The 24486-nt window shown below is 57.0% G+C and carries 23 protein-coding genes; 15 read left to right on the forward strand and 8 right to left on the reverse strand.

Annotation, left to right across the window (positions count from 1 at the left end; genetic code table 11):
• The 4 genes from FFS37_RS34320 to FFS37_RS34335 form a co-directional block, all read right to left on the reverse strand.
• The coding region (locus FFS37_RS34320) for a CaiB/BaiF CoA transferase family protein (RefSeq protein ID WP_171026546.1) at nt 1-440 on the reverse strand (440 nt) is incomplete at its 3' end.
• Between the two features lie 263 nt (nt 441-703).
• Complete coding sequence (locus FFS37_RS34325; protein WP_093744154.1) at nt 704-1498, reverse strand: ABC transporter ATP-binding protein; 795 nt, start codon at nt 1496-1498, stop codon at nt 704-706.
• Nucleotides 1495-2214 carry an ABC transporter permease gene (locus FFS37_RS34330; RefSeq protein WP_093744157.1) on the reverse strand — a complete coding sequence of 240 codons (720 nt, stop codon included), beginning with the start codon at nt 2212-2214 and terminating at the stop codon, nt 1495-1497. The genes FFS37_RS34325 and FFS37_RS34330 overlap by 4 nt, the downstream gene beginning before the upstream one ends.
• 6 nt (nt 2215-2220) lie before the next feature.
• On the reverse strand, nt 2221-2928 hold the full coding sequence (locus FFS37_RS34335; RefSeq protein WP_137935350.1) for an ABC transporter permease: 708 nt from the start codon (nt 2926-2928) through the stop codon (nt 2221-2223).
• 386 nt (nt 2929-3314) lie between these two features.
• Between FFS37_RS34335 and FFS37_RS34340 the strand changes: the two genes are divergently transcribed.
• From FFS37_RS34340 to pcaF, 7 genes are all read left to right on the forward strand, one after another.
• Entirely contained in the window at nt 3315-3965 is a 651-nt protein-coding gene (locus FFS37_RS34340; protein WP_137935351.1) for a TetR/AcrR family transcriptional regulator, read from the forward strand.
• A 152-nt stretch (nt 3966-4117) separates the two neighbouring features.
• Nucleotides 4118-4963: a transporter substrate-binding domain-containing protein gene (locus tag FFS37_RS34345; RefSeq protein WP_137935352.1), complete on the forward strand. Its 846-nt coding sequence runs from the start codon at nt 4118-4120 to the stop codon at nt 4961-4963.
• 87 nt (nt 4964-5050) lie between these two features.
• Nucleotides 5051-5848 (forward strand): cystine ABC transporter substrate-binding protein, encoded by a 798-nt coding sequence (gene tcyJ / locus FFS37_RS34350; protein ID WP_137935353.1) that lies wholly within the window; start codon nt 5051-5053, stop codon nt 5846-5848.
• Between the two features lie 68 nt (nt 5849-5916).
• Nucleotides 5917-7287 (forward strand): aspartate aminotransferase family protein, encoded by a 1371-nt coding sequence (locus tag FFS37_RS34355; RefSeq protein WP_033967567.1) that lies wholly within the window; start codon nt 5917-5919, stop codon nt 7285-7287.
• Nucleotides 7288-7505: 218 nt separating this feature from the next.
• Entirely contained in the window at nt 7506-8657 is a 1152-nt protein-coding gene (locus FFS37_RS34360; protein WP_033967480.1) for an acyl-CoA dehydrogenase family protein, read from the forward strand.
• Between the two features lie 98 nt (nt 8658-8755).
• Nucleotides 8756-10780, forward strand: coding sequence for a 3-hydroxyacyl-CoA dehydrogenase NAD-binding domain-containing protein (locus FFS37_RS34365; protein WP_093744152.1), 2025 nt, complete (start codon nt 8756-8758; stop codon nt 10778-10780).
• A 28-nt stretch (nt 10781-10808) separates the two neighbouring features.
• Nucleotides 10809-12011 carry a 3-oxoadipyl-CoA thiolase gene (gene pcaF / locus FFS37_RS34370; RefSeq protein ID WP_033967481.1) on the forward strand — a complete coding sequence of 401 codons (1203 nt, stop codon included), beginning with the start codon at nt 10809-10811 and terminating at the stop codon, nt 12009-12011.
• A 146-nt stretch (nt 12012-12157) separates the two neighbouring features.
• Here the strand turns inward: pcaF and FFS37_RS34375 are convergent, their stop codons facing one another.
• The 4 genes from FFS37_RS34375 to FFS37_RS34390 form a co-directional block, all read right to left on the reverse strand.
• Nucleotides 12158-13828: an FMN-binding glutamate synthase family protein gene (locus FFS37_RS34375; RefSeq protein ID WP_137935354.1), complete on the reverse strand. Its 1671-nt coding sequence runs from the start codon at nt 13826-13828 to the stop codon at nt 12158-12160.
• Between the two features lie 87 nt (nt 13829-13915).
• Nucleotides 13916-14791 (reverse strand): aminotransferase class IV, encoded by an 876-nt coding sequence (locus tag FFS37_RS34380; RefSeq protein WP_067941712.1) that lies wholly within the window; start codon nt 14789-14791, stop codon nt 13916-13918.
• Between the two features lie 49 nt (nt 14792-14840).
• Nucleotides 14841-15776: an electron transfer flavoprotein subunit alpha/FixB family protein gene (locus tag FFS37_RS34385; RefSeq protein WP_067941714.1), complete on the reverse strand. Its 936-nt coding sequence runs from the start codon at nt 15774-15776 to the stop codon at nt 14841-14843.
• A gap of 27 nt (nt 15777-15803) precedes the next feature.
• Nucleotides 15804-16553, reverse strand: a complete 750-nt coding sequence (locus tag FFS37_RS34390) for an electron transfer flavoprotein subunit beta/FixA family protein (protein ID WP_067941716.1) — start codon at nt 16551-16553, stop codon at nt 15804-15806.
• Between the two features lie 332 nt (nt 16554-16885).
• Between FFS37_RS34390 and FFS37_RS34395 the strand changes: the two genes are divergently transcribed.
• The 8 genes from FFS37_RS34395 to FFS37_RS34430 all read left to right on the forward strand — a co-directional run bounded on the left by FFS37_RS34395 (nt 16886) and on the right by FFS37_RS34430 (nt 24388).
• Nucleotides 16886-17503: a TetR/AcrR family transcriptional regulator gene (locus FFS37_RS34395; RefSeq protein ID WP_067941717.1), complete on the forward strand. Its 618-nt coding sequence runs from the start codon at nt 16886-16888 to the stop codon at nt 17501-17503.
• 298 nt (nt 17504-17801) lie between these two features.
• Nucleotides 17802-18974 (forward strand): NAD(P)/FAD-dependent oxidoreductase, encoded by a 1173-nt coding sequence (locus tag FFS37_RS34400; RefSeq protein ID WP_171026547.1) that lies wholly within the window; start codon nt 17802-17804, stop codon nt 18972-18974.
• Nucleotides 18971-19237, forward strand: coding sequence for a 2Fe-2S iron-sulfur cluster-binding protein (locus FFS37_RS34405; protein ID WP_137935356.1), 267 nt, complete (start codon nt 18971-18973; stop codon nt 19235-19237). The genes FFS37_RS34400 and FFS37_RS34405 overlap by 4 nt, the downstream gene beginning before the upstream one ends.
• Nucleotides 19230-20582 carry an FAD-dependent oxidoreductase gene (locus tag FFS37_RS34410; RefSeq protein ID WP_171026548.1) on the forward strand — a complete coding sequence of 451 codons (1353 nt, stop codon included), beginning with the start codon at nt 19230-19232 and terminating at the stop codon, nt 20580-20582. The genes FFS37_RS34405 and FFS37_RS34410 overlap by 8 nt, the downstream gene beginning before the upstream one ends.
• A 365-nt stretch (nt 20583-20947) precedes the next feature.
• On the forward strand, nt 20948-21850 hold the full coding sequence (locus tag FFS37_RS34415) for a transporter substrate-binding domain-containing protein (protein ID WP_137935358.1): 903 nt from the start codon (nt 20948-20950) through the stop codon (nt 21848-21850).
• A gap of 55 nt (nt 21851-21905) precedes the next feature.
• Nucleotides 21906-22580 carry an amino acid ABC transporter permease gene (locus FFS37_RS34420; RefSeq protein ID WP_137935359.1) on the forward strand — a complete coding sequence of 225 codons (675 nt, stop codon included), beginning with the start codon at nt 21906-21908 and terminating at the stop codon, nt 22578-22580.
• Nucleotides 22577-23269, forward strand: a complete 693-nt coding sequence (locus FFS37_RS34425) for an amino acid ABC transporter permease (RefSeq protein WP_137935360.1) — start codon at nt 22577-22579, stop codon at nt 23267-23269. The genes FFS37_RS34420 and FFS37_RS34425 overlap by 4 nt, the downstream gene beginning before the upstream one ends.
• 15 nt (nt 23270-23284) lie before the next feature.
• The gene (locus FFS37_RS34430) at nt 23285-24388 is read left to right on the forward strand and encodes an aldehyde dehydrogenase family protein (protein ID WP_137935361.1); all 1104 of its coding nucleotides are present in this window, start codon (nt 23285-23287) and stop codon (nt 24386-24388) included.
• The last annotated feature ends 98 nt before the right edge of the window (nt 24389-24486 follow it).

Genomic DNA, 24486 nt, shown 5'->3' on the forward strand with positions numbered 1-24486 from the left:
GATTCAGCCTGGATAATGAAGTCGTAACCCGGACGCTCCTCCAGCTCGTGACCGCGGCCATAACCCGATATGGAACAATAGATGAGCCGAGGGTTGATGTCCTTCAGATCGTCATAGGTGAGCTTGAATTTCTTGAGCGAGGCCGGGCGGAAGTTCTCGATCAGGACATCGCTCTTTTTTGCGAGTTCAATGATCAGATCTCTTCCTTCCGGCTTGCCGATGTCGATCGCAACGCTCTTCTTGTTGCGATTTGCGCCCAGATAGTAGGTTGAAACACCCTCCACAGCCGGCGGCATCCACGTCCGGGTGTCGTCCCCGGTTCCAGGTTGCTCAATCTTCAGCACGTCAGCACCGAGATCACCCAACGTCATTGTTGCCCAGGGGCCGGCCAAAACGCGAGACAGGTCGAGAACCTTGATTCCGTTCAGTGCGACGCTCATCGGAAACGCGATCCTTCCTCTATCCGTTTCAACAAAATATCGGAGAAAGGCCTACGCGGATAAGGCGGGGCAGCTCTTCTCCTCACGGTGAATCGAGCCGCTTAATGCACCAGACTGCTCGGGCGGAAGCGACCTAATTACTTACCGTCCGAACAGTATATAACTGATAGCGGCATGTCAATCGCCATGCCGCTCAGAATTTAGTGTCTTGGAGGCTACACGATAGCGTTGTGGCGCACCGCACAACCGGAGCCGCGGACGGCCTAGGAGGAAGTGTGTAAGGTTTTGGAGATAAACTTTTTGAAGCGGTCCGGTGCAGCTTCAGAGAAGAGTTTTGCGGGCGGCGCGTCCGCGATGAGCGTACCCTTTTCCAGAAAAATGATGCGGTTCGAAACCTCCCGTGCGAAATTGATCTCGTGGGTGACAATGAGCATTGTTCGTCCCTCTTTAGCCAGATCTCGAATGACCTTCAGGACCTCCCCGACAAGCTCCGGGTCTAGCGCCGATGTCGGCTCATCGAACAGGATGGCTGCTGGCCGCTGAGCAAGCGCCCTTGCAATCGCTGCGCGTTGCTGCTGCCCGCCCGATAGGTGTCTGGGGTAACTGTTGGCTTTGTCGGAAAGCCCCACCTTCGCCAACAGTGACATTGCTTCGTCCACACATTCCGTTTTTGAACGCTTCTGAACATGGACCGGCGCTTCAATGACGTTTTCGAGGATCGACATGTGTGGCCATAGATTGAAGCCTTGGAACACCATCGCGACGTCTGACCGAATCCGGTCGAGCTGTTTTCGATCCGCGGGACGGGTTCCATTCTTGGTCGTTCGCATGGCGATTTCCTCGCCCCGGATGGCGATTGTTCCCGCGCTCGGGGTTTCGAGCATGTTGATGCACCGGAGCATTGTGGACTTGCCAGAGCCCGACGATCCAAGGATCGAGACCACCTCTCCTTCATGTGCTTCGAACGTGATGCCCTTTAGCACCTCAAGATCGCCAAAGTTTTTATGGAGGTCGCGAATGGAAATTACGGGAACGTTATTCGTCTCGATTGACGTCATGGCCGCGCCTCAATGTTTGTTTTGACGGGGAGATCGCGCTGATGCGGTGACAGACGGTATTCAAGTAGAGCGATCAGGCGGGTTATTATGAAGTTGAGCGTCAGATAAATTGCACCAGCGACGATAAACACTTCGAAAGCGCGAAATGTCTGGGAGATTAGCTCCGCAGCTATACCAGTTACTTCCATGATGGTGATGGTGGAAGCGAGGGAAGTTGCTTTTACCGCGAGAATGACTTCATTGCCGTAGGCTGGCAAAGCCTGCCGGAATGCGATCGGAAGGATGATGCGCCTGTACAGTAGAAAACCGGACATGCCGCAAGCCCTTGCCGCCTCAATCAATCCGGCCGAAACGGACTTTAGCCCTCCGCGGATGATCTCACTTCCATAGGCGCCGACGCTAAGCACTAGAGCAGTGATGGCGCACCAGTAAGGTTCACGGAAAAACGGCCAGACACCCCAACTCTGGAGTTCGTGACGGAACTGTCCGAGGCCGTAGTAGATGATGAACATCTGCAGGAGGAGCGGCGAGCCGCGTATGCAAAAGACGAAAAAGGCAACGCATTGGGAAGCGACGGGGACCCGCAGGTGCGCAACAATCGCCAGGGCTGTTGCCAGGACTGTCCCGACAAGTATCGCCGTTGCGGCCAATTCGAGCGTAATAGGCAAACCGGCAATGAGCCTGACGAAAGCCTGCCAGAGAAAACCGAAATCGATCACTGTTTAGCCCCCCATCCTGCACGCAGAGCGATACTCGGCGAAGCGGAAGAGAAGCGACGAGACCACGGTGATTGTCAGATAGAGCAGTCCAGCCGTGATAAAGAACTCAAACGGTCGGCGCGTTGAACCCGAAGCCATTTGAGCTTGCCGAAGCAGTTCCACAAGCCCGACGACCGAGATGAGGGCCGTCTCTTTCAGGGCCAATTGCCATGTGTTGCCGAGGCCCGGCAATGCGTAGTGCAGTACCTGTGGTGCAACGACGCGCCTGAACAGTAGCCAACGGCCCATGCCAACCGCATGAGCCGCCTCGATACTGCCCTTGGCGACAGTGTTGAAAGCGCCTCTAAGCACTTCAGCTTGATAAGCGGCAGAAATGATCCCGATCGCGAGAACCCCAGTAGCGAACGTAGGCATTCCAACAAAACCGTTCGCCCCGAAGAAGCCGGCGAAGGTCGACAAAAGTGAGTTTCCGCCGAAGTAGAGTAGATAGATGACCAGAAGATCAGGCACGCCTCGCAGTGTGGTCGTGTAAGCGTCGGCGACGCCACGAGCCAAACGGATTGGTGACATTTTTGCCCAGGCAACGAGGCTGCCAAGAATAGACCCGATGAGGAACCCCAAAACGGCGATAGCGGACGTGACGCCCGCGCCAGCGATGAGGACACGACCCCATCCTCCTTCACCAAAACCAACAAGATCAGTGTAATTCATGCAGCCAACCCACAGCTTGTCCAATACACTGCGCATTTTCAGAAATTACGGATGTGAAGGGCACAGTGGCGGCCTGATCGAATTGGGGATAGCCCAATTGTCGAACTACGAGACACCTGCACGGCCGCGCTCCCTCAGCCACGCTCCTCCAGCGGCATCACAGTTCGCACAAAATATTTTTATTGCAAGGAATATTTTTATTAGATACAAAGTTTTTGTTCGATTGAAGTTTGGACGCGTCGAGAAAGTGTGCCAGGTCAATCAGACAGTCCGTCGGACGACCGTATGTCGGCGTCGCCAGCCGCCGGCGGTCATCACGGAATTGCATAAATATTTACATCCGTTAAAAGTTTTCAGCGCGTTGAAACTCAAAACGGTGTGAGGCCATGATCAATCAAAAGTCTGGGGGGAGGCATGCAGGAATGGGCTTGCGGGAGCGCCAACGCCTAATAAGGCGGGAGAACATTCTCGCTGCGGCGAGTGATTTGTTCGCGGCACACAGCTTCAATGAGGTTAGTCTCGAAGCCGTCGCCGCGCGCGCTACCGTCTCCGTCCCCACCATCTACTCCTTTTTCAAATCGAAGCACGATCTGCTGCTAGGCTTGCTTGAGGAGGACAGGCATATCCTTGAGCCGAATTTGGCGCGCGTTGTGGAGCGGCTGCCAAACGATCCTGTCCAGGCGATGGTGCTGATCGCCAAATCGGTCCTTTTGGATGGATATGATATTTCAAGAAAAGGCGTGTGGAGGGAGATCCTGGGGGGATCGATACACATGGGCCCTGAGCAGCGCAGCCAGTTCCGTGAGCTCCTCTCGATTACTGCAAAACATGTGCGTGTCGCTTTGAACAAGCTTCGTGGGACAGGCTCGATCCATGATGATGTTGATCTGGATAGCGCAGCCCGCATTATCCATAGCGTCATACGGCACGTATTTGTCCTTTACATAACCAGTGAGGAAGCAACGGTCGATGATCTCACCGCCATGCTTGAAGAAGACCTGAAGACTGTCCTGTTTGGCATTGCGATAAGAGCTTAGCCCCTACGCATCCGCAAATCATGGATATCAAGACCTTGGATGGGGTCCGTAAAGGTCTCACCAGGAGCGGTGCATCTGTGCGTTTTTTCTGACGCCCTGCATGGATGTACGTGAAGGCAACGCAACAACATTCACACTGAGGAGGACTATCGATGAAAAAATTCTTGTCCAATCTACTTATCGTAGGGGCCTTTGTACTCCCCACGATGCCGGCGCATGCCGGGGAGTGGAAGAAGATCGTGATCGGCATGGACGTCAGTTATGCTCCCTGGGCATATACCGATGCCAACGGCAAATTCCTGGGATACGAAGTCGACCTCGCGAATGACCTCTGCAAACGCATGGAGGTCGAATGCGAACTCACATCGCAGCCTTGGGATACCATCATTCCCAGCCTGCAGGCCGGGAAGTTCGACGCCATCATCGCGGGAATGAACATCACGGAGGAGCGGCTGAAGGAGATCGATTTCTCTGTCTCTTATGCGGCGAGCCCGCGCGCTTTCCTGACGACGAAGTCGAGCAAATTCGCAAATCTTCCGCTTGGCGAATCCATCCTTGATCTGGAAAAGGACGCCGATTCCGCGACCAAGCAGATCGACGCGGTCCGCTCCGAACTCCCTGGCTCGACGCTCGGCGTGCTGACCGCTTCCGCCAACACCCTCTTCGTCGAGAAGAACTTCGCCGACGTCGCGGAGATTCGGCAATACAAGACAGCCGAACAATACGTACTCGACCTCCAAGCCGGCCGCATTGATATCGCTTTCGATACACTGCCCTACCTGATGGGTGTTCTCAAGGGCGCGGATGGCGGCGATATGGTTGTCGTCGGGCCGAAGCTTGCGGGCGGCCTGCTAGGTGCTGGCGCCGGCGTTGGCCTTCGCAAGAGCGATGCGGATCTCAAAGCAATGTTCAACAAGGCTATTGAGGACGCGAAGAAGGACGGAACGATCAAGGCGCTCACCATCAAATGGTTCGGCGCGGATCTTTCGCCGACGTAAACTTGCAGAATATTCCTTCAGACCGCATGTCGTCTTTACATACCGACTAGTCGCTTAATAATTCAAACTCAATGGAGATGATTCTTCATGTATTTCAACTTAAACCGACGGGCATTTTTCGCAGTAACTGCGCTTTGCCTGACATCCCTGACCGCTCTGGAAGCCACGGCCGCAGCCGACGTCTTGCCGTCGACAATCGCCGGAAAGGGTGAACTTGCGATTGGTCTCGAGTCGACCTATCCCCCCTTTAATTTTCAGGATGAATCCGGCAATCTCGTCGGGTTCGAGGTCGATTTTGCTAACGATCTCTGCAAGAGGCTCGGACTGACGCCTAGATATGTGCCGACACAGTTTGACGGCATTCTCGCGGCTCTCGCGTCTGGTAGGCTCGACGTCGTGATCAATCAGATCACCATCACTCCGGAACGTCAGAAGAACTACGATTTCTCGGTTCCATACACGATCACCAAGATCCAGATGGTCACTCGGAAAGAACTCGCAGCCGAGCTGACGGCACCTGAAAAGCTTTCAGGGCGCGCCGTTGGCGCGGTGCTCGGCACGAACTTCGAGCAATGGGTTCGTGCCAACGTCCCTGACGCGGACGTCAAGACCTACGACCTCGACGCCACCATGTATCGCGATTTGAAGGCGGGCCGGATCGACGTGGCCCTCAACGACACGATGGTCGCGGCGAGTCTGATCAAAAAAGCCGATTCGGGCTTCGTCACGGCGGGCGAACCGTTCGCCCCCCAAGAGCAGGCGGTCGCAATGCGAAAAGAACCGGCACTGAAAGCTGCCATCGACAAAGCCATCGAAGAAATGAAAGCCGACGGCACTTTGACGGCCATGTCGATCAAATGGCTCGGTGTCGATGTCTCGAAGTGAGACTGTGCGTTCCTACCATCAAGCAGGAGAGCTGCGAATGCAGCTCTCCACAAAGAAAGTGAATGAAGATGACGATGATACCCAACTCCAATGAAGCGCGGGATATTGCGTACCACTTCCACGCCTATACTGACGCCCGGAAGCATGAAGCGACGACGCCGCTTATCATTGACCGGGCTGAGGGGGCTTACGTCTACGACAGCAACGGGAAGCGCTACCTTGAAGGCATGGCCGGCCTTTGGAGCGTCGCCGTCGGCTTCGGCGAGCGGCGTCTCGTGCAAGCCGCTGCACGGCAGATGGAACGCCTGAGCTTTGGCCACAATTTTACTAGCCGGACGCATATGCCGGCGATCGATCTTGCGGAAAAGCTAGTAGAGATCGCCCCGGTCCCGATGAGCAAGGTGTTCTTCACGAATTCCGGTTCCGAAGCCAATGATACCGCAATCAAGATGATCTGGTACAGGTCGAATGCGCTCGGCCAGTCCCAGCGGAAAAAGCTTATTGCCCGAGAACGCGCCTATCATGGTGTCACGCTGGCCTCGGGCAGCCTGACCGCTTTCTCCTACAATCACGAATCCTTCGACATGCCCATTGCCAACGTCCTACGTACGGGCAGCCCCCATTTCTGGCGCGATGCGGAACCTGGTGAAAGCGAAGAGGATTTTGCATCCAGAAGGGCGAACGAACTGGAGAAGCTGATCCTCGATGAAGGTCCGGAGACAATCGCTGCCTTCTTCGGCGAGCCGGTCCTCGGCGCCGGAGGTGTTGTCGTTCCTCCGCGGACCTACTGGGAGAAGATTCAGGCCGTTCTGCGGAAATACGATATACTGTTGGTCGCTGACGAGGTCGTGTGCGGCTTCGGCCGAACCGGTAACATGTTCGGTTCCCAGACGTACGATATCAAACCGGACATTATGGTTCTCTCGAAGGCGCTCTCCTCGTCATACCTTCCGATTTCCGCTCTGCTCGTGAATGACAAGGTGTACCAACCGATTGCTGATGAGAGCCATCGCATAGGCACCTTCGGCCACGGCTTTACCGGCGGTGCGCATCCGGTTGCGGCGGCCGTGGCACTCGAAAACATCGCCGTCATCGAAGATCGCGACCTCGTCGGCAACGCATCACGCGTCGGTCAATACCTGCGTGACGGCCTGCAACGTTTCTCGGATCATCCGTTGGTGGGAGAGGTTCGTGGCGTTGGATTGGTCGCCGCCGTGGAACTGTTCAAGCAGAATTTCCCAAATGCAGCCGGCCTCAAGAACGGAGAACTGGGCGCCAAGGCAAATGCGTATCTCGCCGAGGAGGGCGTGCTTTTGCGCGCAGCCGTCGACGCGCTCACGATTTGCCCGCCTCTCACGATCACCGTGGGGGACGCAGACTTCTTAATCGAGAAGATCGGCAAGGTTCTCAATCGAGTTACAGCGGAACTCGCCGCATAGCGTACGCGAAATACGGATGGCAGACCACGACAGCGTAGCGGACCGGAGTTTCATGCCCCGGTCCGCATTCGCAGCGATGCTGACGGGACTGATGATCCAACGGCTCGAATTCATTCGGTATTTTTCGAATCGGGTCTCCTGGCTTATTTACTTACCGTCCAAACAGTATATAAATGCTTTAAATGCCATTGGTGGCGCAAGCAAACAGGTGAGACTACATGGCTCTCGATTCAGACACGATGAATGAACTGGTGAATACGGTCGGGCGTTTCGTTAGAGAGCGTCTTCGTCCTCTCGAGGAACAGGTCGCCGATAACGATGCTATCCCGGTCGAAATCCGCCAGGAGATCGCGAATTTAGGTCTATTCGGCCTGACGATTCCCGAAGAGTACGGTGGCCTTGGTCTCAATATGGAGGAAGAAGTCCGGATCGCACTGGAGCTGGGCAAGACCTCTCCCGCCTTCCGCTCGCTTATCGGGACCAATAACGGTATCGGCTCGCTCGGCCTCATTCTCGACGGCACGGAAGAGCAGAAGCAGCGGTATTTGCCTCGCCTTGCCACCGGCGAACTCATCAGCTCATTCGCGCTGACCGAGCCGGAAGCTGGCTCGGATGCTGCGTCGGTACGAACCACTGCAAAGCACACTGAGAACGGCTATGTGATAAATGGCACGAAACGCTTCATCACAAACGCCCCTCACGCCGGTCTTTTCACCGTTTTCGCACGCACTGACGCCTCGAAGCCCGGCGCCCAAGGTGTCTCGGCGTTTCTGGTCGAAGCAGGAACGCCCGGCCTTTCGCTCGGCCCCATCGACCGCAAGATGGGTCAGAAGGGCTCTCATACGTCGGATGTGATTTTGGAGGATTGCCTGGTCCCGTTCGACGCGCTTCTCGGCGGCGTTGAGAACCAGGGCTTCCGTACAGCCATGAAGACGTTGGATCGCGGTCGCCTGCACATCTCGTCGATCTGTGTTGCAATGGCCGAACGCTTGATCGAGGACAGTTTGCGCTATGCAATGGACCGCAAGCAGTTCGGACAACCGATCGCCGAATTCCAGCTCATCCAGGCGATGCTCGCCGATAGTCGCACGGAAGCCTACGCCGCACGTTGCATGGTGCTGGAAACTGCACGGCGCCGTGATGCAGGCCAGGACGTGACGACCGATGCCGCGTGCTGCAAGATGTTCGCAAGCGAGATGGTCGGTCGAGTCGCCGACCGCGCCGTGCAGATTCATGGCGGAGCCGGCTATATGGCCGAATACGGCATCGAACGGTTCTATCGCGATGCTCGGCTGTTCCGCATCTACGAGGGCACCACGCAGATCCAGCAGATTGTGATCGCCAAGAACATGATCAAGGCCGCCTCGTAAGCGTCCCCTCACTCAGCCTTCGTTCTTCGGCGGGCTTGCAAGCACGGCGTCGGAGGGAGGCTGGACCGACGGCTCGAACAATCCTTACGGAGCCCGCTATGACTACAGAGACCCCCTCGCCCCTCGTTCAGAAATTTGGCTCAGGTCTTACCACCACCGAAATCGTTGATGGTGTCGGCCTGGTTTCGATCGACAATCCGCCTGTCAATGCGCTCTCGCGCGATCTCCGCGAAGCTATGATCGACGCCATCAACCATCTCGCTGCGAAACACGACGTTCAGTCGATCGTCCTTCTTGGAAAAAACGGTACGTTCATCGCCGGAGCCGACCTAAAGGAGTTCGGCAAACCCCTGACCGATCCCACATTGCCGGATGTCATTGAAACCATCGAGCAGTGCTCGAAGCCAGTCATCGCGGCAATCGAAGGGGCGGCACTCGGCGGTGGCTACGAAATCGCCCTCGGTTGCGACGCGCGGATCGCGACGGAAAAGGCTGCCGTCGGACTGCCGGAAGGAACCTTCGGAATAATTCCAGGTGCCGGGGGCACCGTCCGACTGCCTCGGGTGACTGATGCCGTCACCGCACTCGACATGATCGCGTCTTGCCGTCAAGTCAAAGCTCCAGAAGCCAAGAACCTCGGCCTCATCGACGCTATTGTTGGGAAAATTCCAGACGATGCGATTGCCTATGCTCGTGCCTTCGGGACCACGAAGATCAGATTAAGGGACAGAGAACCAAAGCCCTTCGATCACAAGGCGTTTGACCTTGCCGTCCAGCAGGTCTTGAAACGCGGTCGCGGGCGACCCTTCGTCTTCGACCAGACCGAAGCAATCTGGCAGGCAGTCACGGTTCCCTTCGATGACGCGCTCGCGTCAGCCCGCACCGCATTTCGGCGCCTCCGCGATTCCGATGAGTCGGCGGCCCTGCGGCATCTTTTCTTTGCGGAAAGGCAGGCCGCGCGTGTCGAGGGCCTCGCGGACGCTTCGCCCTTGTCGATCGAGACAGTCGGTATCGTCGGAGCCGGAACCATGGGCGCGGGGATCGCCGCCGCTTTTCTCGCCGCAGGTTATCCGGTGAAGCTCACGGACCTCAAACAAGAGGCCCTAGCAAGCGCACGGACCCGCATCGAAGGTTTTCTCGCGAAAGCTTCGAACCCCGCCGAGCTGACATTGGTCCATGATCTCGAAGATCTTTCAGAGTGCGATCTGCTCATCGAAGCTGCCTTCGAGGATCTGGCCGTGAAGACTGAGCTCATGGCTCGTTTCGACAGTTTCGCCAAGACCAATGCGATCCTTGCGACCAACACTTCCTATCTCGATGTGAATGTCATAGCCGCCGCGACCACGCGTCCTCAATCCGTCGTTGGACTGCATTTCTTTGCGCCGGCGCACATCATGAAGCTTCTGGAGATTGTTCGGGGCGAAGAAACATCACCGGAAGTCCTGCAGGCCGCTTTTGCGATCGCAAGACGGCTTCGGAAAGTCGCCGTCGTTTCCGGAGTCGGAGAAGGCTTCATCGGCAACCGCATCTACAATGCTTACCGCGCACAGAGCGAAGCGATGCTGATCGATGGCGCAAGCCCGGACGAAATTGATACCGCCCTTGAGGCGCTCGGTTTTGCCATGGGGCCGTTCAGCGTGTCGGACCTGTCAGGGCTCGATATAGCTTGGGCTAACCGGAAGAGGAAGCAGGAGGCCCGCGGGGACAAGGATGGTGACGTTCCGGTCCTCGAATGGCTTGTTGAAGCCGGCCGGCTCGGCCGCAAGACAGGTGCCGGCTGGTATCGGTATGACGATGGCCAACGCGCATCGGACCCAGACGTGAGAAATCTCATCGCGAAGGCGCGGGCACATTATGGCGCTGCGCCGAGGTCGCTGGACCGGGACGAAATCCAGGAGCGCACGCTTTGCGCGATCGTCAACGAGGCCCTGCTCGTTCTGGAAGACGGCATCGCTTCGCGTGCCTCAGATATCGATCTGGTGATGATCAACGGATATGGCTTTCCGAAACATCTTGGTGGACCACTCTTCTGGGCGAAGCGTCAACCACGTTACCGCCTTGAACGTACTCTTGCGACCGTAGTCGGCGGCGGCCGCCGCGGGAACCTCGCATTGCTCGATTGAACCAACCCATACTTTTTGGAGGAATCCGATGTCCCCAGCCTATATCTGCGCCTATATCCGCACGCCGATCGGCCGCTTCGGTGGCTCGCTCTCATCCGTGCGGGCTGACGATCTCGGCGCTATCCCCTTGAAGGCAATCATGGCGCAAAATCCCAACCTCGACTTCGAAGCCATCGATGAAGTGGTGTTCGGGTGCGCCAACCAGGCAGGCGAGGATAACCGGAACGTTGCACGCATGTCGTCCTTGCTCGCGGGCATGCCTGTGAGCGTTCCCGGAACAACCATCAATCGCCTGTGCGGCTCCGGCATGGATGCCACAATCACCGGTGCGCGCGCTATCGCTTCCGGTGAAGCTGACCTGGTGATCGCCGGCGGCGTCGAAAGCATGAGCCGTGCTCCCTTTATCGTTCCAAAAGCCGAGACGGCTTTCTCTCGTTCGATGGAGATTCACGACACAACGATTGGCTGGCGCTTCATCAACCCACTCATGAAAAAGCAGTACGGCGTCGACTCGATGCCGGAAACCGCCGAGAACGTGGCGGATGACTTCAAGATCAGCCGCGAGGACCAGGATGCTTTCGCGGTGCGTTCGCAAGCGAAAGCAGCACAGGCCCAGACAAATGGCCGCTTCGCTAAAGAGATCACCCCGGTCACGATCCCGCAAAAGAAGGGCGACGCACTAATCGTCGACACGGACGAACATCCCCGCGCGACAACCATCGATGCTCTCGGCAAGCTCCGACCGATTGTCCGCGCCGACGGCACTGTGACCGCAGGCAATGCGTCAGGCGTGAATGACGGAGCGGCGGCAATCCTTCTGGCTTCCGAAGCCGCCGTCAAGAAATTCGGACTGACTCCGATCGCACGCGTTCTGGGTGGCGCGACCGCAGGTGTAGCACCGAGGATCATGGGATTTGGCCCTGCGCCGGCGACCAAAAAGCTGATGTCCCGCCTTGGAATGCGCCAGGAGCAGTTCGATGTCATTGAGCTCAACGAAGCGTTCGCATCTCAAGGGCTTGCGACGTTGCGTGACCTTGGCATCGTCGACGACGATCCTCGCGTGAATCCAAATGGGGGTGCCATCGCCTTAGGACATCCATTGGGTATGTCGGGCGCACGGATCACGGGCACGGCGGCGCTGGAGCTGGCGAACACCGGCGGCAAATTCGCCCTCGCGACCATGTGCATCGGCGTTGGTCAGGGCATCGCGATCGCCCTCGCGTCAGTATAAGCATTGAAGGCTGGGCGGCGTCTCGTCGCCCATTCCCGAATTCCAGCTTGTTGTTCGTCACCTGAATGAACGTTGGCGTGCAGAACAGAAAAGCCGCAACCTGGTCGGGCTGCGGCTTTTTCCTTAACCATCACTTTCAGATTGCTTTACGCCATGGCCCGCAGGTCAGGCTTACGCTTTCGACGCGAGGCAAAAGGCCCAAAGGGGATCTCCGGCGGCGCGAAGGTCTCCGCGCTCGCCCGGTCCCAGCGATCGTACCAATCCGCCAACTCCGGAATTTCCTCCTCCGACAGCAGAAACCCTTCGGGCAAATATGGATACGCCTCATTGCCATCAAGGAATTCGTTGTCCGACTGGCGGAACATGAAGTGGTACGGCATGAAGTCGCGAGGATCGGTCAGGCCTGCGGCGCCGGCAATCTCGCTCAAGGCGCGCATCGTATTGCGATGGAAACGCGCGACACGGTCGCTCTTATCACCTACATCAATAGCACGCTGACGGGCCTGATCTTGCGTGGCGATCCCAACCGGGCACTTGTTCGTATGGCATGCCTGAGCCTGGATACAGCCTACGGCAAACATAAAGCCCCGGCCGGAATTACACCAGTCTGCACCAAGAGCAAGTGCGCGGGCGATATCGAACGCGGAAATGATCTTCCCCGCTGCGCCGAGCCTGATATCGTTGCGAATGCCCGCGCCACGAAGCGCGTTATGAACGAAGGTCAGGCCCTCAAGCATCGGCATGCCGACCCGATTGGCGAATTCCACCGGAGCGGCTCCTGTTCCTCCTTCCGCACCGTCAATCACGATGAAATCCGGTTTGATTCCGGTTTTCACCATAGCCTTCACCATGCCGAGAAACTCACGGCGATGACCGATACAGAGCTTGAAGCCTACCGGCTTACCGCCAGATAGTTCGCGCAATCTGGCGACAAATTCCATCAGACCGACAGGCGTGGAGAACGTGCTGTGTGCTGGCGGTGAGATGCAGTCTACACCCATGGGAATGCCCCGCGCCTCGGCAATTTCAGGCGAGATTTTCGACGCCGGAAGCATACCGCCGTGACCAGGCTTCGCGCCTTGGCTTAGCTTGACCTCGATCATCTTTATCTGAGGGTCGGCAGTGATTGCAGCAAACTTCTCCTCTGAGAAGCTTCCATCGTCTCCCCGACACCCGAAATAGCCGGAGGCGACCTGATAAATTAGGTCGCCACCACCTTCGCGGTGGTAGCGGCTGATCCCCCCTTCCCCGGTGTCATGGGCGAAGCCGCCCTTCTTGGCTCTCCGGTTCAGAGCTGAAATCGCGTTGCCGGAAAGGGCACCGAAGCTCATTGCGGAAATATTATAGAGGCTGGCATCATAGGGCTGGCGACAACTGCTCCCACCGATACTCACCCGGAAATCGAAGTCGGTGATATGTGTTGGCGTGGCAGAGTGGGTAAGCCACGAATAGCCGGCGCCATAAACATTTTCGATCGTCCCAAACGGCCTTTTGTCCTCGACACCTTTTGCGCGTTGATAGACCAGCCCTCGCGCCTGCCGGCTGAACGGAACCTCCTCGTGATCAGCCTCGATCATATACTGTCGGATTTCCGGACGGATGCTTTCCATGAGAAAGCGGATATGGCCGATCACCGGATAGTTCCGAAGAATAGCATGCCTTCTTTGCTTGATGTCGTAAACGCCAATCAGCGCGAGCGGAACAAGAACCACGGCAGGGACTGCCCACCAAGGGCTCGAAAGCGCGAGGCCCATGACCGAGAGGAGTGAACCCAAGAGAATTACGAGGAAGATGGCGTACCGCTGGTACAGGATCATAATTCCATTCCCTATTCTTCGTCGACGAGCGGGGCACGCGGTCGGAAGATTGCGATGAAGTACAGGTCGGTGAAAAATGAGGAGCGGCTATGCCGCTCTTTCCGCGATGTTTATGCCGGTGGCGAGGCGATCTTCGATGTAGAGCTTGCGTAGCTTTGCAGTCGCCGGACCGGGTTTGCCAAGTCCAACCGGATGACCATCGATCGAAACAACAGGCATAACGAAGCTGATGGAGTCGGTGATGAACGCTTCTTCCGCATTCTTGGCTTCTTCGAGCGTGACCGCAGCCTGACGTGTTTCAAGCCCCGCTCGTGCCCCGAGATCCAGAACCGACGCGCGAGTAATGCCATGCAGTAGGGCGTTTGAGAGGTCCCGCGTAATCAGAATGCCATCCTTGGTGATGATGTGGAAATTCGCTGAACCTGACTCCGTTATGAGGCCATCCTCCACGAAAAGCACATCATCATAGCCTTCGCGCAACGCCTCCATCTTGGCCATTGACGAGTAGAGAAGCTGTACCGTTTTGATCTGCCGGTGAGCCCATCGCCCATCAGGTGCTGTCTTCATTGTGATGCCACGTTCCCAGCCAGGGTTAGCCAGGATGGTGCGCGGCTGCGTGAACATCACGATCGTCGGACGGAGGCCATCGGTGTAGATAAAATTGCGGTCTTCCGCGCCACGGGAAATCTGCAAATAGACTAAGCCATGCGTAATGCCATTCCGGCGCGCGATCTCCTGGTGCAAAGCCAAGAGTTCACCTTCCGCGACCGGCATCGGAATTCCGAGCGTTTCGAGCGAGCGTTTCAGTCGATCGGTGTGGCCCTTGAAATCGATCAACTTGCCGTCAGCAACGGCAGTTACCTCATATATCGCATCCGCAAAAAGAAATCCGCGATCGAAGATCGAGATCGTTGCTGCCGTCTCGTCCAGCCATTGGCCGTTGACGAACACTGTCCTGCCCATTGTGCGCGTTCCTGTCATTTCGTTGGAAAAAATTGTGGGGCAGTCGCGGTTAGCCAATTGCCTTTTGCAGCTCCGGTAGGACCTCAAAGAGATCCCCGACAAGGCCGTAGTCCGCTACTTGGAAGATCGGCGCCTCCTCGTCCTTGTTGATCGCGACGATCACCTTCGAGTCCTTCATGCCGGCAAGGTGCTGGATCGCGCCGGAAATACCGCAAGCGATGTAGAGCTGCGGAGCGACGACCTTGCCCGTCTGGCCGACCTGCCAGTCGTTCGGTGCGTAGCCGGCATCGACGGCCGCGCGTGACGCGCCGACGGCCGCGCCGAGCTTGTCGGCGACGGGCAGGATCACTTCCTGGAACTTCTCCGACGAGCCCAGCGCACGGCCGCCCGAGATGATGATCTTGGCCGAGGTTAGCTCCGGACGGTCCGAGGTCGACAAGTCGGCAGAAACGAAAGCCGATAGATCAGAAGAAAAGGCTGCCGTCGAGAGTTCCTCGACGGCAGCAGGTGCGCCTTGGGAGGCAGGAGAAAAGGATGAAGAGCGGACAGTGATCACTTTCTTCGCATCGGTGGCCTGCACCGTCTGGATGGCGTTGCCCGCATAGATCGGACGCTTGAACGTGTCGGGGCTCACCACCTCGACGATCTCCGACACCTGCGCCACGTCGAGCAGCGCCGCCACGCGCGGCAGCACGTTCTTGCCGACCGAGGTGGCCGCGCCGAGGATGGTGTCGTAGGACCCGGCGAGCGACACGATCAGCGCCGCCAGCGGCTCGGCCAGATTGTTGGCAAGGCTTGCATCCTCGGCAACCAGCACCTTGGAAACGCCGGCAAGCTTGGCCGCCTGCTCAGCCGCCGCCTTGGCGCCCGCGCCTGCGACAAGCACATGCACGTCGGAACCGATCTTGGAGGCCGCCGTCAGCGCCTTGGCGGTCTGGTCGGAAAGGTGGGCGTTGTCGTGGTCTGCCAGAAGAAGAATGGCCATTATCGTAATCTCCTCAAATCTCGCCGATCAAAGCACGCCGGCTTCGGTCTTGAGCTTCTCGACCAGCTCGGCGACCGTCTTGACCTTGACGCCCGCCTTGCGGCCCGACGGCTCCTCGGTCTTCAGCACCTTCAGCCGCGGCTCCGTCGACACGCCGAAGTTTGCGGGCGACGTCTTGTCGAGCGGCTTCTTCTTGGCCTTCATGATGTTGGGCAGCGAGGCATAGCGCGGCTCGTTCAGGCGCAGGTCCGACGTGACGACGGCCGGAAGCTTGACCTCGATCGTCTGCAGGCCGCCATCGACTTCGCGCGTGACCTTGGCCGAACCGTCACCGATCTCGATCTTCGAGGCGAAGGTGGCCTGCGCCGTGCCGAGCAAGGCCGCCAGCATCTGGCCGGTTTGGTTGGAATCGTCGTCGATCGCCTGCTTGCCGACGATGATGAGGCCCGGCTGCTCGGCGTCGGCCACACCCTTGAGGATCTTGGCGACGGCCAGCGGCTCGACTTGATCGTCGGTCTCGACCAGGATGGCGCGATCGGCCCCCATGGCCAGCGCCGTCCTCAGCGTCTCTTCGGCCTTGGCAGGTCCGATCGACACGACGACCACTTCCTCGGCCTTGCCCGCTTCCTTCAGGCGCAGAGCCTCCTCGACCGAAATCTCGTCGAACGGGTTCATCGACATCTTCACATTGGCAAGCTCGACACCCGAGCCGTCCGCCTTCACGCGAATCTTCACGTTGTAATCAACGACCCGCTTGACTGGGACCAAGATTTTCATAGCAGCCTTGCCTTCCATATAAGGACGCAGCACCGCACCCAACGCGGGCGTGATAACGGCCTACGCTCTACTCCGTGACAGATGCGAATACTTATATTCCGTTCCGTCGGTAAGTAAATAGAAATCTTAGGACGCGCTTGCTCTCGTCGAGGCCGTTATCAGAGCAAGTTAGGTCACCGAACTTCTGGAGGGACTCTTTTTTCCCTTCCGACCCGTCGTTAAGTTGGCAACAAGAAGTTTGATCGGCGTATTGGTGTTTGTCGCGCATTGGTAATGTGGTAGCACAAGAGAAATCCCACTCTACGCGAGCAAACACCTACATCAGAGGCCCAATGAAGCAGACCAAAACAAAGCCCCGCATGGGACGACCGCCCGTTCTCGAAAATGCTCGCGATCGCATTCTTGACGAGGCCGCCGTCTTGTTCGGAGAGGGCGGTTTCGACAATGGCTCTATGAATGTCGTTGCCGAGCGGCTCGGCGTCTCCAAGGCTGCCGTCTACCATTATTTCGACACCAAGCAATCTGTTTATGACGCCATCATTGTACGCACATTGGAGGGACTGCTCGAACATGTCAGTAGAGCTGTTGCGGCGTCCACCACGGCTGACGGTAAGCTGAAATCATTCATGGTTTCGCACGCTGGGTACTTTGAAAAAAACTACTGGGGTTTCGTGTGCATGCTGATCGGATACGGCGGTATGGCAAATCCGGGGCTCAAGTCCGAAGCCAATCAGCTTCGTATCGAGTATGAGAGCATACTCCGGGGAATTCTTCGGGAAGGAATGGCAACCGGCGCCTTCCGCGAGGCGGATGTGACAATATCGTCTCACTCGGTTCTCTCTATGCTCAACTGGATGGTCCGTTGGTTCAAACCAGGCGGACAAAAACGCGCGGAAACCGTCGCAGCGGAATATTTTGATCTCCTTACAAATGGTCTCTACAGCCGATGAGAGTAAGAGCGGCAGGAAGATATCGCAGTGGGGTTTGAGGCAGTTTTTACAGGTCACCACTAGCTCTTCTTCGACTGAACCACCTAGCATCGCGAATGGCATTCTCCAGTCATTTGCGATGGCGCGCTGGAGTCATGGGCTTGCTCGCCTTATGCAACCTTTTCCGTACAAATTGCGTCACATCTATTCCTTTATGCCATTTGGTAATGGACATAAAAAAAAACAAACAAGCCTCGTGTGGTCATTAGGATCGACTTGAGGCGCACTTTGAAAAATGCTCCGGCTGGTTCTGTCGAGAATGAAGCCGATGTATGTGAATGCCAATGCACCAAAAGTTGTTGTGGTGGGAGCCGGAATTGTAGGCGCCTCGGCAGCCTATTTTCTCGCGAAGCAACGGATCGCCGTGTCTCTAATCGATACCGCTGGCCCCTCCGCCGGCGCGACGGGTTCTTCGGATGGTGCCGTATCGGTTGCAAGCAAACAGCCGGGGATGATGATGACGCTCGCGCAGAAGGCTCGAGCTTTTTATTCTCAACTCGCATCTGAAGGCGTACTGGCTGGAATCTATCATCCGCGACCCACGTTCTTAATTTCTCGTACTGAAGAAGAAATGGAACTGCTTGAGGTTCACGCACACGACCTTAGAGCATCCGGCGAAGAGACAGAGATTGCGGATTCAGAGCGTCTGAAACGTTTCGTTCCCGGTCTGAGTGATGCCGCTATTGGCGGCGTTGTTGTCTGGAACGATGGGCATGCGCTCGGTTATGAGGTTACCGAGCGGCTTCTGAGCCGCTCTGGTGTCGAGATTATCCGCAATTGTCGGTGCGATGCGGTAGCTACGGCCGGTGCCCGCGTAACGGGCGTTTACACATCGCAAGGACTCGTTTCCGCCGACGCTATTGTGGTCGCCGCAGGCTTGGGCTCGAGCCGGTTGCTTGGCTTGGAAGATGTGCTATTCGCGAGAAAAGGCCAGATCGTGATTACGGATCGGGGCGGGATTGGCCATGCCGCTTTTGACGGACATCTAATGGCAGCAAGCTATATTGCCGCCAAACGGCGAGGCTCAAAAACTGCACCCTCTCGTGTAGGCCTTGTTATTGATCCGCTCAAAACGGGGCAGTTTCTGCTTGGAGGAACGCGAGAGGACAATAGATCCGACACAGGCACCGATATCGAGTCGATTTCCCAAATCGTTCGCGAGGCAGCTGCGTTGTATCCACCGCTTCTGGCGCGCCGAGTGATTAGGACCTTTTCGGGCGTTCGTACCGCCACGCGTGACGGGCTGCCAATCGTTGGCCAACATCCGACTATCGAGAACCTCGTTCTGGCCACTGGATTCGAAGGAGATGGAATCTGCTTAGGACCATATACAGGGAAAATCGTGGCTGACATCATCACGGACAAGGTAACGGAACCTGAATATTCACTTCTCGCGCCCCAGCGCTTTCTTGCTGAACGAGCCGCTTCATGACACACGCGTTCTTATGGAATGGCCGGTTGATACCGTTTGTCGAAGGTCAAACCGTCGCTTCGGCGCTTGCGCTTTCAGGTGTCCGAGATTTCGGTTCGTATTCGCCATCGACCAGCGCCCGCTACTTTTGCGGTATCGGTGCCTGCCAAAGCTGCCTCGTCACGGATCGTGGTGGTGCTCCTTTCGAGAGCTGCATCACTCGGGCGGATGAAGCGATGTGCTTAAGGCCATTTCTCACTGATGCGGGAGACAACGATGTGTGACGCGCCCGTTCTGGTAATTGGCGGTGGGCCCGCCGGTGTCGCAGCAGCTGTCAGTCTTGCCGAAAGCGATCATCGAGTTGTTTTGGTCGAACAGCGCGACCGACTCGGCGGTGCAATTCACCGACAGCCCGCCAATCGTGACATCGTTCATTCCCTTCATGGAAGGCATCATACTCGCAACTGGCGTGCTCTTAACGAAAGACTGTCCGCCGTTCAGGGAAAGATCCGAATTCTTTACAATAGCGTCTTTCTCGGTGCCGACGATACCGGTCATGCCTTGATTGAAGATCGTGCATTGGGACGCACCCTTTCGGCCAAGGCAGCCGGACTTCTCGTTGCGGTTGGTGCGATCGAGCACATAGAACCTTTCGAAGGTTGGCAGCTACCCGGCGTCATGACCGCTGGTGGCGCGCAGCTCATGTTGAAGGAAACTGGGCGTTTTGTACCTGGGCGGACCCTAGTGGTCGGATCGGGGCCGTTGATATTTGCTGTTGCTGCGCAACTGGCGTCGGCCGGCGCTCCGCCAGTCGCGCTTGTGGAACGCGGAACACCTTGGCGAGCGCCAGGCGCGGCGTTTCGCCTGCTGGCAAGCCGGTCTACATTTGCGGAGACGATGAGATACGGATCCATTATCCTGCGTAAGCGGATTCCCTATAAAACCGGGACTGGTATCGTAAGGGCAGAAGCGTCCGGCTCGGTTCTTCTGGTGGAAGTCACTTCCGACACCGGTAGGATAGCGCGGTACGAGGTAGATAACCTGGTCATCAGCAACGGACTCCGCTCGAATCAGATCGGCTTGCCGAGAACTTCGGAGTCTTCTGTCTACCCTATCCTTCATGCAGGGGATTGCCGCGAAATTCTCGGTGCCGACGCAGCAATTGAGGATGGCGCATTTGCAGCTAGGAAACTTGTTGCTCTTTTGAAAGGGGCGCCAACTCCCTCTCCTTCGCATGAACTCGAAAAAGCGCGAAAGCTACAGGCTGCATTGAGGAAGCTGACGTCGCTCGACCACTCAGAACTGGTAGGCGATCCGATTATCTGCCGCTGTGAGGGAATGAAGCGCTCTGACCTTCTCAAGCTCGGCAATGGGCGGTCCGCGTTTGAAACACGACTGGTAGGTCGTTTCGGAACAGGGCCGTGCCAGGGCCGCTTCTGCCGCGCAAGCGTTAATCGGATCACCGGAATATCGGCGGAGGAACTCTCCGGAAGGAACCATCAGGAACAGCGATGGCCTTTGCGACCAGTATCGATCGCCTCTCTATGCTCCGTTACACCTTTTCAGACGGAATTCGAGCAGGAACCTATCTTGCTCCAGCCTGCGAATGCAGTTTCGTCAAAGCGATGACCGACCAGAAGGGCTGGCCGCGCCAGATCTAAAGGACTTCCGCGGAAAAATCTGCTGCGTTGTTCCCTTCAATTCTGCTCACGTCCTCCGGGCTTCACGAATTCACTTTGACCTTCGTGCTGGCCATCGTGTTCATCGGAATTATCCATCTCCACTTGCATCAGAAGCACACATGCCGGGTGTGTTGATTTTAGAAGTCGCAACCAATCCGCGATAGCTCCAAAATTGCCGTTAGGAAGACGAGGTCAATTTGTATCGTCTCGGATCGAAAATTCGTCACGATACCGAACGATCGCAACCTCGGCTTCTTCGGCAAAGGTTTGCGACAGGAATTTTGGGCAAAGTCAAACAAGGGGAACAACGAAATGGATGAATCGAGAAGAAACTTTCTGTCGGGCCTTCCCGCTATCGGTGCTGCGGCTGCAATCGCCGGAGCTGCTGCCGCTACTGGAGCATCGGCGCAAGAGGCTCCCGTCTCAGGTGAGGACGCGTTTGCCCGGATCCGCAAAAACGGCGTGATCCGCTTTGGTGCCGCGAACAGCGAGCCGTGGTATTTCAAGGACGTGAGCGGCAGTGACGCGCCTGGCGGGGTCGAATCCAACGGCGTGGTTTGGAGAGGCGTTTGCCCGGCCCTCGCCAAGATGCTGGCGGACGCGATGGGCGTGAAGCTCGAACTCGTCGAAACGACCTGGGGGAACGCCGTCGCGGGCCTCCAGGCCGGCCAATTCGACGTAATGCTCGCGCTCGATGGCACACCGACCCGCGCGCTCGCTATTGATTTCATTACCACTCAGATGGCCTGGAACCCTTTCAACGTTCTGGTCGCCGACGGCGTGAACGCCGCGAACTGGTCGGACCTCAACAACCCCGAATTTTCGGTCGCGGTGATGTTGGGCACATCGATGGACCAGTTTATTTCGAAACTCCTCCCCAAAGCGGAAATCGTGCGCTTCCAGGAAGCCTCGCAGACTTACGCTGCTTTCCAAGGCGGGCGCGTGAAGGGCATCACGGGCGCCGGGCCGGAAATGGATCTCCTGCGTGAAAAGTTGAAGATTGGCAATGTGGTAATCCCCAAGCCGCTCTTCGCAATCCCCTCCGGTGCGGGGCTTCCTTACGAGCCGACTCCGCGCTTGCGCGACTATCTCAGCACGTCAGTCGGATATCTCTACTTCGCTAGCGAAATCCAGAACGCCTACGAGGATTATGCCCGCTGGCGCGGCCTCGACCCCTCTAAATCGGTTCCCCTGATGCGCGAACGACTGCTCTGACAATACGCGGAGGAGGGCCAAACGGCACTCCTCCGTTTCTGAACAGGTCTCCCATATGGCTTACGACTGGGATTTTAGTGTAGTTCTGAGGAGTAATGAACTTCTCTGGAAGGGTCTTGTTGCGACCCTTAATCTAACCGCGGTGACTATCGCGATAGCAGTTCCGCTGGGTTTCATCCTTGCTCTAGCGCTTCTTTCGAACATTAGGATGATATATTGGTTTGCGCGCGCCTTCGTGGACTTCTTCAGAACGTCTGCCCTGCTGGTCCTGATCATATGGTTCTATTTTGCGTTCCCAATGATAACAGGGCTACGGGTGGGGTCCTTCGAGGCGGCCGCCCTCGCGTTGGGTCTGCAAAACTCCGCTTACCTCGCCGAAGTGTTCCGGGCAGGAATCACATCCGTCGCCCGTGGCCAATGGGAGGCCGGCAGGGCGCTCGGTCTACATCTCATCCCGCTTTTTTGGCTCATCATTGCACCCCAGGCAATTAGACCAATCATTCCCGTTCTGGTGAATGTGCTCAGCGAAATCATAAAGGGAACATCTCTCGCCGCTGCTATCGCCTATGCTGAACTAGCCTTTCAAGGTTCAATGGTGGCATCGACAACCTACCGTCCCCTTGAGACCTATACGATCGTCGCGGCGCTCTACTTCGTGGTTATTTTCCTGCTGAATCAGCTTGCAAGCTATCTTGAGCGCCGGCTTGGTCGAAACGAGGTCCGCGCATGAGCAACTTTCAGTGGGATTTTTCGACGATCTGGAACAACATCGGATATCTTGGTCAAGGCCTAGCCGGCACGCTATACTTGGCAGCAATCTGTCTTGTGTTTGGGACGCTCCTTGGCCTTCTGCTCGGACTGGCGCTCTCGTCACATCGAGTGCTGCTTCGAATACCGGCTCAGATGTTCGTCGGCTTGTTCCGCAATACTCCATCGATGGTGCAACTCCTTTGGATCTACTACGCCCTCCCCGTCCTGCTTGGGGTGCAGCTTAGCCCGTTCATTGCCGCCATCGTCGCGTTTTCGCTGTACAGCGCATGCTATATTTCGGGGATATTCAAGAGCGGCATTGTCTCGATCCCAAAAGGGCAGATCGAGGCTGCAAGAGCGCTAGCACTAACGCGCCTTCAAACGCTGCGTCTGGTCATACTACCTCAAGCCGTGCGCAAGATGATCCCACCTTTCGCCAATCAGGCCATGGAGATCATAAAACTGACCTCTATCGCCTCCATCATCGCCTATGGGGAACTCGTATTGCACACAAAGACAATTTCGGATCAGGAGTTTCGGCCGATTGAAGCCTATACAACCCTTGCCCTCCTGTTTTCCACAATTCTAATCCCTCTCGCTTACCTGACGCTCCATCTCGAGAAGAAATTCTCCGACTATAGGATGCCGTCCAAGAGCCAAAAATCCTAGCAGGAGAATAGCATCATGACCGAACTGTTCATCAATGGCGTTTGGCGCGCCGGCCGCAATGGAGCTGCCATTCCGGTCGAAAACCCGGCAACCGGCGAGACAATCGGGTCTGTCGCAAAAGCAGAACCGGACGATGTCGATGCCGCTATTGGTGCCGCAACGGTCGCGTTCCAACGGTGGCGCGAGAAGAGTGCATATCACCGCTATGGCATTATGCGCGAAGCCGCCAACCTTCTGCGTGAGCGGCAAGCGGAAATCGCGCGGCAAATCACGGTAGAACAGGGCAAACCTATCGCCGAGGCCCTATCGGAGGTAGCTGTCACCGCGGACGTGATCGACTGGAATGCTGAAGAGGGTCGCCGCGCCTACGGCAGGATCATCCCCGGCAGGACCGAGGACACGCGACAGCTCGTGCTGAAGGAGCCCGTGGGTGTGGTCGCCGCGTTCAGCCCTTGGAATTTCCCAATCCAGACCGCGGCAATGAAGGTAGCTGCCGCGATTGCCGCAGGTTGTGCGGTGGTACTGAAAGCTGCCGAGGAAACGCCGGGGGCGCCCGCCGCGATGGTGCAAGCCTTCGCCGATGCCGGCCTGCCTGCTGGCGTACTCAATCTTGTCTTCGGAGAACCTGCTCAAATTTCGGAAAGGATCATCGCCGACCAACGGGTCCGTAAGCTGTCCTTCACCGGCTCCACCATCGTCGGCAGGCATTTGGCGGCGCTTGCAGGGCGTCACCTCAAGCGCCTCACCATGGAACTTGGGGGCCATGCACCCGCAATTGTATTTGCGGACGCGAACTGGGAAGCGGCCGCAGAAATCCTTTCCAGCAAGAAGTACCGCAACGCAGGCCAGGTCTGTGGATCGCCGACCCGCATCCTTGTGCAGAAACAGATTTTCGAGAGGTTTGCGGACCGCTTTACGCAGCATTCCGCAGGTATCCGTGTTGGGGACGGGATGCACCCGGACACCCTCATGGGGCCGCTCGCCAATAGCCGCCGCATCGCGAGCATGGAAGATTTGATTGAGGACGCCACCAATCAAGGTGCCGAGCTGCGGCTCGGAGGCAAGCGAATCGGCAACAGAGGCTTCTTTTTCGAGCCGTCGATCGTAAGCGTCCGGTGAGGGACCATTTCTACTTTCACTTGGATGCGATGTTCTCGGCAGAGTCCTCTGGCAACACCCACGTAAAATGATTGTATGTCGATCCGCCGTAGATGTTG

Origin of the sequence: Mesorhizobium comanense (genome assembly GCF_005503535.1) — a bacterium.
Classification (GTDB): domain Bacteria; phylum Pseudomonadota; class Alphaproteobacteria; order Rhizobiales; family Rhizobiaceae; genus Mesorhizobium; species Mesorhizobium comanense.